This window comes from Streptomyces sp. NL15-2K (genome assembly GCF_030551255.1).
Lineage (GTDB): Bacteria > Actinomycetota > Actinomycetes > Streptomycetales > Streptomycetaceae > Streptomyces.
Genome location: NZ_CP130630.1, coordinates 60,193 through 76,332, shown reverse-complemented (window position 1 = coordinate 76,332; position 16,140 = coordinate 60,193). Strand labels below are relative to the sequence as shown.

The following is a 16,140-nucleotide window of genomic DNA, read 5'->3' as shown; positions in this document are numbered from 1 at the left end:
CACCGATGACCGATGAGGGAAAGCTCGTCGACTACCTGAAGTGGGTAACGGCGGATCTCTACTCGACGCGGGAGCGACTGCAAGCCGCGGAAGAGGCGAACCACGAACCCATCGCCGTGGTGTCGACCGCATGCCGTTACCCCGGCGGTGTCCGCGGCCCCGAGGACCTGTGGGAACTCACGGTCGAAGGCCGGGACGCGATCGGCGGGCTGCCGACGAACCGCGGGTGGGACCTGGAGAAGCTCTACCACCCGGACCCCGACCACGGCGGCACCACCTACACCGATCAGGGCGGCTTCCTCCACGACGCCGCCGACTTCGACCCGGCGTTCTTCCGGATGTCCCCCCGGGAGGCCCTGGCCGTCGACCCGCAGCAGCGGATCATGCTCGAACTGGCCTGGGAGGTGATGGAGCGTGCGGGACTGCCGCCGGACGCGCTCCGGGGGAGTGATACCGGCTCGTTCACGGGAGTCATCCCGCAGGAGTACGTCACCCGCTTGAAGTCCGGTGTGGCGGCGGACCTCGAGGGTTATCTGGGCACCGGAAGCGCGGGCAGCGTCGTGTGCGGGCGGCTCGCCTACACGTTCGGGCTGGAGGGCCCCACCTTCTCGGTGGACACGGCCTGCTCGTCGTCGCTGGTCGCCGTGCACCTCGCCTGCCAGGCGCTGCGGCAGCGCGAGTGCTCGCTCGCCCTCGCCGGCGGCGTCACCGTGATGTCCGCCCCCGGCATGTTCATCGTGTTCAGCCGGCAGCGCGGTCTGGCGCCCGACGGGCGGTGCAGGTCGTTCGCGGACGACGCCGCCGGCACCAGCTGGGGTGAGGGTGCGGGGTTGGTGTTGTTGGAGCGGTTGTCGGATGCGCGGGCCAAGGGGCATCCGGTGCTTGCGGTGATTCGTGGTTCGGCGGTGAATCAGGACGGTGCCTCGAATGGTCTGACGGCGCCGAACGGTCCGTCGCAGCAGAAGGTGATCCGGCAGGCGCTGGCGAACGCCCGGTTGTCGGTGCGTGATGTGGACGTGGTGGAGGCGCACGGAACGGGGACCACACTCGGCGACCCGATCGAGGCGCAGGCGTTGCTGGCGACGTATGGGCAGGGCCGGGAGATGGACGATCCGTTGTGGCTGGGGTCGGTGAAGTCGAACATCGGTCACACCCAGGCCGCCGCCGGGGTCGCCGGGATCATCAAGATGATCGAGGCCATGCGGCACGGAGTGCTGCCGCGGTCGCTGCACATCGACCAGCCGTCCACGCACGTCGACTGGACGGCGGGCGCGGTGTCGTTGCTGACCGATGACCGGCCCTGGCCCGACCGCGACCGGCCGCGCCGCGCCGCCGTCTCCTCCTTCGGCGTCGGCGGGACCAACGCGCACGTCATCGTCGAGCAGGCCCCCGGGCCGGCCGAGGCCGACACGGACCCCGAGCCCGCGCCGGTGACCACGCGGGTCCTGCCCTGGGTGCTCTCGGCGCAGACCGAGCCCGCCCTGCGGGAGTACGCCGTGCGCCTGGGCGACGACCTGGACACCCGTGCCGCGCCCGACCTCGCCGCGGCGGCACGCCGTCTGGCCACCGCAAGGACGCACTTCGGTCGTCGCGCCGTCGTCACCACCGACGACCGCCAGGAGGCACGGGCGGCCCTCGGCGCACTCGCCGCCGGCGCGGACCATCCCGCGCTGGTCACCGGGACCGCGGCGGCACCGGGCCGGACCGTGTTCCTCTTCCCCGGACAGGGCTCGCAGTGGCCCGCGATGGCCACCCAACTGCTGGAGACGTCCGCGGTGTTCCGCAGCGAGCTGGAGGCCTGCGCCGACGCGTTGGACCCCCACACCGGCTGGTCGCTGATGGACCTGCTGCGCACCGGGTCCGAGGATCCGGCGCTGTGGGACCGCGTGGACGTGGTCCAGCCCGCGCTCTTCGCGATGATGATCGCGCTGGCGGCGCTGTGGCGGTCCGTGGGCATCCAGCCGGACGCGGTCGCCGGCCACTCGCAGGGCGAGATCGCCGCCGCCCATGTCGCCGGGGCACTGACGCTTGAGGACGCCGCGCGCATCATCGCCGTCCGCAGCCGGGCACTGGTCGACCTGCCCCCGGGCGGCATGGCCTCGGTGGCCCTGTCCGCCACCGACACGGCCCGGTGCCTGGAGCGGTGGACGGGCCGTCTCGGTGTCGCCGCCGTCAACGGCCCGACCGCCACGGTCGTCTCCGGCGACACCGACGCCCTCGTCGACCTCCTGGCGTCCCTGAAGGAGGACGGCGTCCGCTGCCGCCGGATCCCGGTGTCGTACGCCTCCCACTCACCGCACGTCGAGGGGCTGCGCACCGAACTGCTCGGCGCGTTCGAGAACATCACCGCCGGTCCCGGCCGAGCCGCGTTCTACTCCACGGTGACCGGCGGGCGGATCGACACGACGGCACTCGACGCCGACTACTGGTACCGAAACCTGCGCCAACCCGTCGAGTTCGAGCGGACCACCCGCGCGCTGCACGCCGACGGCCACCGCGCCTTCGTCGAGTCGAGTCCGCACTCGATCCTCGTCCCCGCGCTCGGTGACACCCTCACCGACCCCGGGCTGCTGGTCGTCGGTTCGCTGCGCCGCGACCGGGACGCCTGGCGCGAGTTCGCCTCGCAGGTCGCCCGTGCGCACGTCCACGGCCTGCCCGTGGACTGGTCCGGCGCCCTCCCGGCGGCCGAGCCCGCTTACGTCTCCGATCTGCCGACGTACCCCTTCCAACGCGAGACGTACTGGCTCACCGGACTGCCCGGCGGGGCGGACCTCCCCTCGGTCGGACTGACAGCGGCCGAGCACCCCCTGGTCGGCGCCACCGTCACGCTCGCCGCCGACGACGGCCTGGTGTCCACGGCACGGCTGTCCACCGAGACGCACCCCTGGCTCGCCGAGCATCGCGTGCTGGACACCGTCGTCGTGCCGGGCACCGCCTACCTCGAACTCGCGTTGGACACGGGGGCGCGCCTCGACTGCCCTGGGGTGGAGGAGCTGACGCTGCATGCCCCGCTCGTCCTCACCGAAGGAACGCCCACGGACCTCCAGGTCGCCGTGTCCGGCCCGGACCCCGACGGACACCGCACGATCACCGTGCACTCCCGGACCGAAGACCGCTGGATCCGCCACGCCGACGGCACCCTGGGCGCCGGCGCCGCCGCGTCCGGCCCCCGCGCCCATCCCTCCCCGGACGCCACCTCGCTGCCGACGGACGGCCTCTACGCCCGTCTGGAGGACCGTGGTTACCAGTACGGCCCGCTCTACCAAGGGGTACGTGCGATCCGGCGGGAGGGCGACGACCTGTGCGCGGACCTCGAACTCCCCCCGGGCACCGACCGATCGGGCTTCCGTATCCATCCCGCCCTGCTCGACGCCGTACTGCATCCGCTGCTGGCCGAGCCCGGCGCCGACGCCCCCGTGCGGCTGCCGTTCTCCTGCTCCGGAGTCACCCTGCACGGCACCCCGGGTGCCGCCCTGCGCGTCCGCCTGCGACCGACCGGCCCCGACACCCTCGCCGTGACCGCCGACGACCCGGACAGCGGCGCGCCCGTGATCACCATCGAGCGGCTCAGTCTGCGCGAGGTCACGCCCGCTCAACTGGCCGCCGCCACCGGCACCACCGACGGCGACCTGCTCCGGCTCGCCTGGCCCCCGCTGCCGGAGCCGGCCGACGGGGCGCACCTTCCTCCTGGGACCGAGGTAGCGGTACTCGGAGGTTGCCCGTTGGCGCAGGGCGAGCACCACGAGGATCTGACCGCGCTGAGGGACGCCGTCACCTCCGGCGCCCCGGTGCCGGACCTCCTGGTCACCTTCCTCCCGGACGCGGAGGGCGATCCCGCGGCCCGCGCCCACACGGTCACCGCCCGGACGACCCGGCTGGTGCAGGAATGGCTCGACGACAGCCGGTTCGACGACAGTCGACTCGTCGTCCTCACCCGGCGGGCGGTGACGACCGGACCGTACGACACCGACCCCGACCTCGCGGCGGCCTCCGCCTGGGGCCTGCTGCGCAGCGTCCAGAACGAACACCCCGGCCGGGTGCTGCTGATCGACACCGACGCACCCGACGACACCGCCACGGCACGCGCGATGGCCGCCGCGCTGATCGCCGACGAGCCCCAACTGGCCGTACGCCATGGCGGTCTGTTCACCGCGCGGCTGCAACGGGGCACCGACACCACCGCGTTGACCGTTCCGTCGGCGCCCAACTGGCGGCTGACCCTGTCGTCCGGCTCGGGGAGCATCGACAACCTGGCGCTGACACCGTTCGCGGAGCCGGACGCACTCGCCCCCGGCCAGGTGCGCGTGGCACTGCGCGCCGCAGGCGTCAACTTCCGCGACGTCGTCGTCTCCCTCGGCATGGTCGCCGACAGCCGCCCGCTCGGCGGGGAGGGCGCCGGCACGGTGCTGGAGACCGCCGACGACGTGACGAACGTACGCCCCGGAGATCGCGTGATGGGCCTGTTCCCCACCGGCACCGGCCCGGTCGCGGTGACCGACCACCGCTTCCTCGCCCCCGTCCCCGACGGATGGAGCGACGCCGAGGCCGCCACGGCCCCCACCGTGTTCCTCACCGCCTTCCACGCCCTGCACGACATCGCCGAACTGCGCCCCGGCCAGACCGTGTTGATCCACGCCGCCGCCGGTGGTGTCGGGCTGGCCGCGCTTCAGCTCGCCCGGCACCGGGGAGCCGACGTGTACGCCACCGCACACCCCGACAAGTGGGCCTTCCTGCACGAGCGGGGCCTCGACCCCGCCAGGGTGGCGTCCTCCCGCACCCTCGACTTCGAGCAGCGGTTCGCCTCGCTGAGCGAAGGCCGGGGAGTCGACGTCGTGCTCAACTCCCTCACAGGCGAGTACATCGACGCCTCACTGCGGCTGCTCCCGCGCGGCGGGCACTTCGTGGAGATGGGAAAGACCGACTACCGCGACGCCGACCGGATCGCGGCCGAGCACCACGGCACCGTGTACACGGCGTTCGACACGATGGACAACGGCCCCGACCGCATCCAGGCCATGTTCGCCGAACTGGGCTCGCTGTTCGCCGACGGATCCGTGCGACCCCTTCCCGTGACGAGCTGGGACGTCCGGGCCGCCCCGCACGCCCTGCGGTACCTCGCCCAGGCACGCCACATCGGCAAGGTCGCGCTGACCCTGCCGGCGACCCCCGCCGGCGCCGGCACGACACTGATCACCGGCGGCACCGGCACCCTCGCCGGGCTGCTCGCCCGGCGACTGGCCGCCACCCACCAGGGCAGCCACCTCCTGCTGGTGTCCCGCACCGGCAAGGCACCCGAACTCGCGGCCGAACTCGCCGACCTGGGCGCGGTGGTCCGGGTCGAGGCGTGTGACGTCACCGACCGTCACGCACTCGACGCGCTGCTGCGGACGATCCCCTCCGAGCACCCGCTGACCGCGATCTACCACACCGCCGGAGTCCTCGACGACGCGACGATCGGCGGTCTCGGCGACGCACAACTGCACCGCGTCCTGGCCCCCAAGGCGGACGCGGCCTGGCATCTGCACGAGCTGACCCGTCACCTCCCGCTGGACGCCTTCGTGCTCTACTCGTCGGCGGCCGGTGTCCTCGGCTCGCCCGGGCAGGCGAACTACGCGGCCGCCAACGCCTTCCTCGACGCCCTCGCCGTCCACCGGCACCACCAGGGCCTGCCCGCCACCAGCGTGGCCTGGGGCCTGTGGGCGCAGACCAGCGCGATGACGTCCCATCTGGACGCCGCCGGCCACGGCCGCATCGGCGCCGCGCTCACCCCGCTGACCACCGAGCACGCGCTCGACCTGCTCACCCACGCGCTGACCGCGCCCGAGCCCGACCTCGTCGCCGCGCCGGTCGCCCCGGCGGCCCTACGGGCCCTCGACCCGCTGACCGCGCCCTGCCTCCTGCGGGCGCTGCTGCCGCGCGCCTCCTCGGCCGGGCGGACACCGCCGCAGGCCTCCGTGGTCGACCGGCTGGCCGGCCAGTCCCCCGAGCAGCGGCAGGTCATCCTGCTCGACCTGGTGCGCTCGGTCACCGCGACCGCGCTCGGCCACGCCGGACCGGAGACGGTGCACGCCGAGCACAACTTCAAGGAACTCGGCCTGGACTCGCTGACCGCGGTGGAACTCCGCAACCGGCTCGGCGCCGCCACCGGCCTGAGGCTGCCCGCCACCCTGATCTTCGACCGGCCGACTCCCGAGGGCCTCGCCCGGCGCCTGGACGAACTGCTCGCCCCGCCGGAGACGACGCCCGAACCGTCCGAGGAGGTTCCCGGCCTGGACCGCCTGGAGGCCTTCCTCACCTCCGACGACACGAACCCCACGGCCCGCGAGAGCACCGTCGTCCGACTCCGCACCCTGCTGCGCCGGTTCGGCGACGACCCCGCCGATCTCGACCACGACCTGGTCTCGGCCACGAACGAGGAACTGTTCGACGCGCTCGACCACGAACTGGAAAGTCCTCACCCCGGATCGGCGAGGTGAGTGTCGTGTCCGACGAGCAGAAACTCCGCACCTATCTCGAACGGGCGACAACGGATCTGCGCAGGGCCCGCGGGCGGCTGCGCGAGTTCGAGGAGGAGCGCCACGCACCGATCGCCGTCGTCGGCATGGCCTGCCGCTTCCCCGGCGGCGCGGACACGCCGGACGCGCTCTGGCAGCTCGTGGTGGAGGGCCGGGACGCGATCGCGGACTTTCCCGCCGACCGCGGCTGGGCCACCTCGTCCCTCTACCACCCCGACCCCGACCACCCGGGCACCACGTACACCAGACGGGGCGGCTTCCTCTACGACGCGGCCGACTTCGACGCGGGCTTCTTCGGCCTGAGCCCGCGTGAGGCACGGGCCACCGACCCCCAGCAACGACTGCTGCTGGAGACCTCCTGGGAAGCCCTGGAGGACGCCGGGATCGACCCGCACGGTCTGCGGGGCACCGCCACCGGCGTCTACACCGGGGTGATCGCACAGCGCTACCCGCCGGGCCTGCGCACCGCTCCCGACGAACTGCGCGGACACCTGCTCACCGGCACCACGCCGAGCGTCGCCTCCGGCCGGGTCGCCTACCACCTGGGCCTGGAAGGACCCGTCCTCAGCCTCGACACCGCGTGCTCCTCGTCGCTGGCCGCGATGCACCTGGCCTGCCGGGCCCTGCGATGGGGCGAGTGCTCGCTCGCCCTCGCCGGAGGAGCGACCGTGATGGCGACCCCGGACATCTTCGTGGAGTTCAGCAGGCAGCGCGGACTGGCCCCGGACGGACGGTGCAAGTCCTTCGGCGCGGCTGCCGACGGCACCGGCTTCGCCGAGGGCGCGGGCATGCTCGTCCTGGAACGGCTGTCCGACGCCCGGGCCAACCGGCACCCCGTCCTCGCCGTGATCCGGGGAAGCGCGGTCAACTCCGACGGCGCGTCCAACGGCCTCACCGCGCCCAGCGGGCCCGCCCAGGAACGGGTGGTCCGGCAGGCCCTCGCGGACGCCCGGCTGACCGTCGCCGACGTCGACGCGGTGGAGGCGCACGGCACCGGCACGGTCCTCGGCGATCCGATCGAGGCGCAGGCCCTGCTCGCCACCTACGGCAGGCGCGGCCCCGGGGACCCGCTGTGGCTGGGCTCCGTCAAGTCCAACATCGGACACGCACAGGCGGCGGCCGGCGTGGCCGGCGTCATCAAGACCGTGCAGGCGCTGCGCCACGGACTGCTCGCGCGGAGCCTGCACTCGGGCGAACCCTCACCGCACGTCGACTGGTCCTCCGGAGCGGTGTCGTTGCTCACCGAGGCCCGCGACTGGCCCGCACGGGACCGGCCGCGCCGGGCCGCGGTCTCGTCGTTCGGGATCAGCGGCACCAACGCGCACGTGATCCTCGAACAGGCTCCGCCCGACACCGAGGCACAGGCCGGTGACACCGGGCCGCGCGAGAGGGAGGCGACCGCGACGGTGCCGTGGGTGATCTCGGCCCGCACCCCGCAGGCGCTGCGGGCGCAGGCCAGGCGCCTGCACACGTACGTCACCTCGCGCGACGTCCCGCCGGCCGAGGTCGGCCGCGCGTTGGCGAGCGGCCGCGCGAGGCTCGAGCACCGGGCCGTGGTGCTGGGCCGCGCCGACGACCTCGCGGCGGGCCTCGACCGCTTCGCCCGCGGGGAGCCGACGGCGAACGTGGTCACCGGATCCGTCGCCGCGGCTCCCGGCCCGATCGCGTTCCTCTTCTCCGGCCAGGGCGCGCAGTGGCCCGGCATGGGGCGCGAACTCGCCGCCGGACACCCGGGCTTCGCCGAGGCGCTGGACGAGGAGTGCGCCCTGCTCGATCCCTACCTAGACCGTCCGCTGCGCGACGTCATGATCGGCGCGGACGCCCGCCTGCTGGAGGAGACCGGTTACACCCAGCCCGCCCTGTACGCGCTGGAAACCGCGCTGGCCGGGACGTTGCTTGCGGCCGGGGTCACCCCGGGCTACCTGATCGGCCACTCGGTGGGCGAACTCGCCGCCCTCCGGATCGCGGGCGTGCTCTGCCCCGAGGACGCCGCCCGGCTGGTCGCCGCACGCGGCCGGCTGATGCAGGCTCTGCCCCCGGGCGGCCGGATGGTGGCCGTGCAGGCCACGGAGGACGAGGTGCTCCCGGACCTCGCCGAGCACGGCAGGGTGAGCATCGCCGCCGTGAACTCGCCGACGTCCGTGGTGCTTTCGGGCGACGGCGGCGTCGTACGCATCGCCGAGCGCTGGGCCGCCCGGGGCCGCCGGACGACACGGCTGCGCGTCACCCGGGCCTTCCACTCGGCCTTCCTCGACCCGATGCTGGACGAACTCCGTTCAGTGGCCGCCGAGTTGGAATTCCGGGAGCCACGCATACCCGTCGTCTCGGGGGTCACCGGCCGCGTCACGAGCCTCGACCGGCTCCGCTCGCCGGACTACTGGGCCGATCAGGCACGCCGGACGGTGCGGTACGCGGACGGCGTGCGCACCCTGCGCGACCGGGGTGTGACGGCCTTCGTCGAGGTGGGCCCGCATCCGGTGCTGACCGCGCCGACCACCGAGACCCTGGGCGACGCGCCCGGGAGCCCGCTCGTCGTCCCGGTGCTGCGGCGCGACCGCGGCGGTCCGTCGGACGTCCTGACGGCCCTGGCCCGGTTGCATGTGCACGGACACGGCACCGGCTGGCCCGGCCGCGGCGCCCCGACCCGTCATGTGGCCCTGCCGACCTATCCGTTCCAACGCGAGCGGTACTGGTTCCACGAGGCCGAAGACCGCCCGGACGCGCCACCGCGCCGGGAGGCCCGGTTCTGGGACGCGGTGGACAGGGGCAACGCGGACGTCCTGTCGGCCGCGCTGGGCCTCGACGCCGACCGGGAGCACGCCCTGCGCGGCCTGCTCCCGTCCCTCGCCGCCTGGCGCAGGCAACGCGACTGGCACTACCGCGTCGCCTGGACCGCCCTGCCCGACGAGCGGGCCGAACGTATCGACGGCGTGTGGCTCCTCGTGGCCCCGGCGGGCTCGTCGGACGACGTCCGGACGGCGCTGACCGAGGGCGGTGCGGACGTCGTCGAGACCGTCGCCGCCGCGACCGACACTCCGGACGGGCTGCGCGCGCGACTGTCCGACGCGGTAGCGCGGAACCCGGCCCCGACAGGCATCTTGTCCATGCTGCCGGCGGCCACGGAAGCCCTGCCCGCGGACCTGCCCTGCCCCGTGTGGACGCTCCGGCGGTCGTCGACGGACCTCGCTCCCTCCGCCACCCCGCCCGCCCCCGAGCCACCCGCACCAGGCCCGCTCCGGCCCCCGGTCATCGACCTGCACGGCGAGTTGACCGAAGCGCTGCGGGGCAGACTGCGCGCCGCCCTGTGCGGCCCCGCCGACGAGGACCGGGTGGTCCTGCGCGGCACCGGTACGTTCGTCAGGCGCCTGCTCCCGCTCGGGGAGCCCTCAGGCACCGAGCCCTGGCAGCCGGGCGAGGGCCCCGTCTTGGTCACCGACGGCACCACCGGCCTGGGTGGCCACGTGGCCGCCTGGCTCGCCCGGCACGGAGCCCGTCACCTGGTGCTCACCCACCGTCCGGGCACCGCTCCCGGAATCACCGAACTGCCCGGCGCCCAGGTCACCATGACCCCGTGCGACCTGTCGGACCGGGACGCGCTCGCCTCGGTCCTCGCGTCCGCCGCGTTCACCACCGTGATCCATGTCGACGAGACGGCCGACGGCGCGGCGCTCACCGCGCTGGACGAGCTGACCAGGCCGCTGCCCCTGGCCGCCTTCGTGGTCTTCTCGCCCATGCAGGGGCTCTTCGAGCCGGCCGGGACGGACACGGCACGGCGGGAAGCCCTCGTCCGTGAACGCCGCGACGCCCAGCTCCCCGTGCTCTCGGTGCTGTGGGGTCCGTGGACGGGTGCCGACGACACCGCCGTCACCCCCGTCGAAGGGCTCTCCCCGGTACGCGTGGACCTGGCGCTGGACATCCTGGAGGAGACCGCCGTACACGACGGCGAAACGCTGCTCGTGGCGGACGTCGACTGGGAGAAGTTCGCCCGGGACCACCGCGGAAGGTTCCTTGAGAATGTCGCGCGGACGGGTGCCACGGACCGTGCCGGCGCTCTGACCGGGCTCGCTCCCGAAGCGCTTCCGCAACTGCTGCTCGGAATGACCGATGCGGAACGTACCACCGCGCTGGTCGACCTGATCCGCGGTCACACCGCCGCGGTGCTCGGTATGACCGCGGGCTCCGACGTCGGCATCACCGACAGCCTGTTCGACATGGGCTTCTCCTCCTTCTCCGCGATCGAACTCGGCACCCGGCTGCAGACGGCGACCGGCGTGGCCGTACCGCCCACCGCGGTCTACGACCACCCGACGATCACCGGCATAGCCGACTACCTCGCCGGCGTGCTCACCGAAACGTCCCCCTGACCACCGCGCGCCCCACGCCCTGGACATCCACTCACACGATGGGAAGCCCGATGCTCTCCGAAGACCTCACCGAACAGTCCCTGCCCACCTTCCCGATGAAGCGCACCTGCCCGTTCGCGCCCCCGCCGCCCTACGGCGAGCTGCGCGAGGCCGACCCGATCGCGACGGTGCTGCTCCCCAACGGCAAGAAGGCCTGGCTGATCACCGGCCACACGTACGCCCGCCGGCTGCTCACCGACGGCCGCCTCAGCTCCAACCGCACCAACCCCGGATTCCCCGAACTGGTCCCCGGCCTGGCCAAGCTCGCCAGCCAGAGCACCGGGTTCATGTCCTGGATGGACGCCGAGGAGCACGCGGGTCACCGCAGGCTCCTCACGGGCGAGTTCACCGTCCGCAAGGTTGCCGGGATGCGTCCGCGCATCCAGCAGTTCACCGACGACGCCATCACCGCGATGCTCCGCCAGGGCCCGCCCGCCGACCTCGTCGAGGCGGTGTCGCTGCCCGTGCCGTCCCTCGTCATCTGCGATCTCCTCGGTGTCCCGTACGACGACCGCGCGTTCTTCCAGCAGCGCACCCGTACCATCGCCGACCGCCGCTGCGACGCCGAGCAGCGCACCGGCGCGCTCGCTGAACTGCGCGGCTACCTCGTCGAGTTGGTCACCAAGAAGGAGACCGACCCGGGCGACGACGTCGTCTCCCGGCTGATCGCCAAGTACCGCGCCGCGGACCGGTACGAACGCAACCACCTGGCCGGTACGGCGATCCTGCTGCTCATCGCGGGCCATGAGAGCACCGCCAACATGATCTCCCTGGGCACCGTGGCCCTCCTGCAGAACCCAGGACAACTGGCCAAGCTCCGCGCCGAACCCGCACTGATGCGCGGGGCGGTCGAGGAACTGCTGCGCTTCTTCAGCATCTCCGACCCGGCGACCAGCCGTGTCGCCGTCGAGGACATCAGCATCGGGGACCACACCATCCACGCCGGAGACGGAGTGATCATCCCCAACGCCGCCGCCAACCACGACCCCGCCGCGTTCGCCGACCCCGGCAACCTGGACGTCCAGCGCGACGCCCGCCAGCATGTCGCCTTCGGCTACGGAGCACACCAGTGCCTCGGCCAGAACCTCGCCCGTGCCGAACTGGAGATCGCGTACACCACGCTCTTCGACCGGGTGCCCGACCTGCACCTGACGGTTCCGCTGGAGGAACTGCCGTTCAAGGACGACGCCAACATCTTCGGCATCAACCAAGTCCCTGTGGCCTGGTGACCGCACCGACCCCACCGATCGTCAGGAAAGGAGGAGCCATGCGGATCACCGTCGACCATGAGCGCTGCGTCGGTGCCGGCCAGTGCGTGCTCAGTGCACCGGAGGTCTTCGACCAGAGCGAGGAGGACGGCACGTCCGTGGTGCGCGAGCCGCACCCGGCCCCGGAGCACCACGACGCCGCACGCCGCGCCGCGGACCTCTGCCCGGGGCGCGCCGTCCGGCTGGACTGACCCGAGTCGGCGGGCGCGCCGACAGGGTGAGCTGTTCCCCCGGCAGCCCCCGGACGCGCCCGCACAACGCACCCGGACCGGCCGTGAACACGGCCGGTCCGGGTGCGTGCCTGTGCTCAGGCCCCGCGCAGTTCCATCTTCGCGACGATCGGGTACGACTCGTCCTCCAGCGACTGGATGCGCCAGGTGCGGGTGCCGACCAGCCCCGCGTAGCGGCCGCTGGTGCCCTGGCACCGGTAGGTGATCCACTTCTGTGCCAGCACGTCGGAGCGGTTCATCGTGCCCCACGCCATGATCGTGCCGTCGGGCAGCCGGATCTGTTCCGCCACGTGCTCCACCAGGTGTCCGGACTCCGGATCGGCGTAGAGGATGTCCATGCATCCCACGGTCGTGCCTATGTGCTTCCCCTCGGTGTCGAACACGTCGCACCAGTAGGTCGCCATCATGCCCGGACCGAAACCCTCGATCGAGCCGGACTCGTTGAGGTCCTTCTTGGTCACCTTCTCCACCAGCTCGACGGTCACCACATCGTTCGCGGTCGTCGTGTCGCCCATGCTCGCCCCTCTCGGACAGCCGCTTCCGCCCCGCGCGGGCGGTCCAGAGGATGGTCGTCCGCAGTGCTAAAGCCCCTCTTGCCCGGTCGGCCGCCGAGGGACCAAGGACCGCTTTAGCCGCCCCTCATAGGGTCGGTTGCACACGGTGTCGCCGAGCATTGGGAGCAGCCGCATGGGATCCGCACGCTTGCCCCGGGAACGCCGCCACACGCTCTACTTCCTGCGCTGGATCCGGTCCGCCGCCCCTGTCCACCTCGACACCGAGGTGGAGATGAGCCGGATCACCGAGCACCGCGAGAGCCGGCGCGCCACGGGCACCCGCTATTCGGTCGTCAGCTACGTGCTGCACGAGGCCGGCCGAGTGCTCGCCGAGCACCCGGAGGCCAACTCGCTGGTGCGCGGCGGTCTCGTGCCACGCGTCCACACGCCGGCCTCGGCGCACGGCAAGCTCGCCCTCGACAAGACGGTCAACGGCCGGCGGATGGTCCTCGCCACCGTGCTGGCCGACCTGCAGTCGGCCGGCCTCGACGACATCCAACGGCAGGTGGACCGCTTCCGCGACAACGACCCCGCGGACATGCCGGAGTTCGCCCCGCTGTGGAAACTGATCCGGCTGCCCGCACTCCTGGGAAACGCGGCCTTCCGCATCGGCGTCGGCGCCCCGCGCCGCCGCACCCGGCTGCTCGGCACCTTCGCCGTCACCTCGCTCGGGCACAGCGTCGTCGACGGCTTCCACTCCATGGGCGGTACGACCGTCACCCTCGGCGTCGGACGGATCGTGCACCGCCCCGTCGCCACCCCGGACGGCCGTGTCCTCGTCGCGCCGATCATGCGCCTCTCCCTGACCTTCGACCACCGGGTGATCGACGGCGCCGAGGCGGCGGACGTCCTGGCGGAGCTGAAGGCCCGCCTGCAGAGCTTCGCCCCGCCGGCCGATGCCGCCCCGGAGCGGCGGGCGGAGCGGGTCACCTCATGAACGACGTCGACGAACTCAAGGAGTACCTGCTGCTGCACGCACGGGTTCAGGGCATGCGACCCGAGCAGTACCACCGGATCGTCGGCGCCGTGCGCACGGACGACGAACGCGACCCGGACTCCTGGACCGCCCGGTGGTGCGCCGAGGCCGAGCTCCACGAAAGGGCCGGACAGCTGTTGGACGCATGCCGCGCCTACAACCTCGCCCGCTTCCCCTACGTCGACGGCCCCGTGCGCAGGCGCGCCCTCGACAACTGCGTCGCGGTGTTCGACCGTTGGCGGCACGAACACTCCGGCATCGAGCCCCTCACGGTCCCGGGCGCGAGGGGCGAGATCAGGTGCTGGACCACCGGCCTGTCCGACGGGGCCCGCCGCCCGGTCGTGGTGCTCATGGGCGGCATGGTGAGCATCAAGGAGCAGTGGGCGCCCCTGCTGCCGCTGTTCGACCGGCAGGGCTTCGCCGCCGTCGCCACGGAGATGCCGGGGGTCGGCCAGAACACCGTCCCGTACACGCCCACGAGCTGGCGGATGATCTCGGATGTGCTCGACGCCGTCTCCGACCGGTGCGACGCGAGCCGGGCGTACGCCGTGTGTCTCAGCTTCAGCGGCCACCTCGCACTGCACTGCGCCGCCCACGACCCCCGGATCCGCGGCATCGTCACCGCGGGCGCACCCGTCGACGCCTTCTTCACGGACGCCGGGTGGCGGGCGGACGTTCCCCGCCTGACCACCGACTCGCTCGCCCATCTGACGGGCCGGTCCACCGACGACATGACCGAGTGGGCGATCGACGGCGAGACGCTGGACCGGGTGACCGTGCCCGTGCACTACCTGGTCAGCCGCCGCGACGAGATCGTACCGCCGGACGAGATCGCGGTACTGCGACGGCATCTGCGCCGGCTGCACGTGCGGGAGAACGACGACGTCCACGGCTCACCGCACCACATCGCCGAGTCCCGCCTCTGGGTGGTGCGGTCCCTGCTGCGGCTCAGGGGCGGACACCGGATCCGCGTCGCGATCCTCGCCGCCCTGCTCGCCCTCCTGCGGCTGCGTACCCTCGTGCGCCGCCGTGTACCCGGAACGACATCGGCCACGGGCGGCCCGTCCGCGCCCTCCCGCACGACCTCACCCAACGTCCCAGAGAAGGGAACCGCAGACCATGGAAGCTGAGCAGAAACACGCGATGGCGGTCGGTCAACTGGCCATCGGGGGCTGGTTCTCCCGCGCCCTGGCCGTCACGGCCCGGCTCGGCATCGCAGACATCCTGGACGGCGGACACCTGCCGCACACGGAGATCGCCGAGCGCACCGGCTCCGACCCCGATGTGCTGCTCCGGCTGCTGCGGGCCCTGGTCTTCGTAGGAGCCGCGGAGCGCGACGCCGACGGCGCCTTCGGCATCACCGAGCCGTTCCAGCAGCTGCGCACCGACCACCCGCTCTCGCTCCGGCACACCGTCATGCTGTTCGCAGAAACCTACGACGACGCGTTCGGCGCCCTGCTGCACACCGTCCGGACGGGCAAGTCGGGATTCCAGAAGGTCTTCGGCACCTCGTTGTTCGAGCACTTCGAGACGGACGCCGAGGCCGCCCGGGTGTTCGACCTGGCGATGGTGGAACTGGCCCGCCCGGTGGCCGTCTCCCTGCTCAGGGCCCGCGACTTCTCCGGGGTCGGCACGATCGTCGACGTCGGCGGGGGCGGCGGCGCGATGCTGCGCGGCATGCTCCGGGCCCTCCCGGACGTCAAGGGCGTCAGCACCGACCGGCGCAGCGTCTGCGAGAGGGCCGCCGCCGAACTGGCGAAGTCCCCGGACAGCGGGCTCGCCGGGCGCCTCGCCTTCGAGCCCGCGGACTTCTTCCAGGAAGTCCCGGCCGGCGGTGACCTCTACCTGCTCAAGAACGTGCTGCACGACTGGGCCTTCGAGAGCGGCAAGCGCATCCTCGGCACCGTCGCCCGGGCCATGACGAGTACGGCCGCGCAGCACGGCACCGACGCTCCCGTCCCGCGTCTGCTGGTGATCGAACCGCCCATCACCCAGGACTTCGACGCGGCCCGCGAACTGTTCCAGATGGTGGCGTGCGAGGAGGGCATGCACGGCCTCACCGAGGAGGGCATGCGCGGCCTGCTCGACGCGGCGGGCTTCGACGTGCGGTCCGTCCTCCCGCTGCCCACCGGCCACAACGTGTACGAAGCCACCGTCCGCACCACGTCCGAAGCCCCCCTCTAGGAAGGACAAA

The 16,140-nt window shown here is 72.8% G+C and carries 8 protein-coding genes; 7 read left to right on the top strand and 1 reads right to left on the bottom strand.

Annotated features, from left to right (window positions below):
- Positions 1–5: 5 nt before the first annotated feature.
- From Q4V64_RS00325 to Q4V64_RS00310, 4 genes are read left to right on the top strand one after another with little or no spacing between them, the layout of a single operon-like run.
- Entirely contained in the window at positions 6–6,476 is a 6,471-nt protein-coding gene (locus Q4V64_RS00325; protein ID WP_124445681.1) for a type I polyketide synthase, read from the top strand.
- Between the two features lie 5 nt (positions 6,477–6,481).
- A complete protein-coding gene (locus Q4V64_RS00320; protein ID WP_301184628.1) occupies positions 6,482–10,879 on the top strand; it encodes a beta-ketoacyl synthase N-terminal-like domain-containing protein in 4,398 nt (1,465 codons plus the stop codon).
- Positions 10,880–10,917: 38 nt separating this feature from the next.
- The gene (locus Q4V64_RS00315; RefSeq protein ID WP_124445683.1) at positions 10,918–12,147 is read left to right on the top strand and encodes a cytochrome P450; all 1,230 of its coding nucleotides are present in this window, start codon (positions 10,918–10,920) and stop codon (positions 12,145–12,147) included.
- 38 nt (positions 12,148–12,185) lie between these two features.
- Positions 12,186–12,377: a ferredoxin gene (locus Q4V64_RS00310; protein ID WP_124445684.1), complete on the top strand. Its 192-nt coding sequence runs from the start codon at positions 12,186–12,188 to the stop codon at positions 12,375–12,377.
- 116 nt (positions 12,378–12,493) lie between these two features.
- Here the strand turns inward: Q4V64_RS00310 and Q4V64_RS00305 are convergent, their stop codons facing one another.
- Complete coding sequence (locus tag Q4V64_RS00305) at positions 12,494–12,931, bottom strand: hypothetical protein (protein WP_124445685.1); 438 nt, start codon at positions 12,929–12,931, stop codon at positions 12,494–12,496.
- Between the two features lie 172 nt (positions 12,932–13,103).
- On the opposite strand from Q4V64_RS00305, the gene Q4V64_RS00300 reads away from it, so the two are divergent.
- Genes Q4V64_RS00300 through Q4V64_RS00290 form a run of 3 tightly spaced genes read left to right on the top strand, consistent with a single transcriptional unit; the run spans position 13,104 to position 16,130 of the window.
- Entirely contained in the window at positions 13,104–13,907 is an 804-nt protein-coding gene (locus Q4V64_RS00300; RefSeq protein WP_124445686.1) for a 2-oxo acid dehydrogenase subunit E2, read from the top strand.
- A complete protein-coding gene (locus Q4V64_RS00295; RefSeq protein ID WP_124445687.1) occupies positions 13,904–15,076 on the top strand; it encodes an alpha/beta fold hydrolase in 1,173 nt (390 codons plus the stop codon). Before Q4V64_RS00300 ends, Q4V64_RS00295 begins: the two co-directional genes overlap by 4 nt.
- The gene (locus tag Q4V64_RS00290) at positions 15,066–16,130 is read left to right on the top strand and encodes a methyltransferase (RefSeq protein ID WP_124445688.1); all 1,065 of its coding nucleotides are present in this window, start codon (positions 15,066–15,068) and stop codon (positions 16,128–16,130) included. The genes Q4V64_RS00295 and Q4V64_RS00290 overlap by 11 nt, the downstream gene beginning before the upstream one ends.
- The last annotated feature ends 10 nt before the right edge of the window (positions 16,131–16,140 follow it).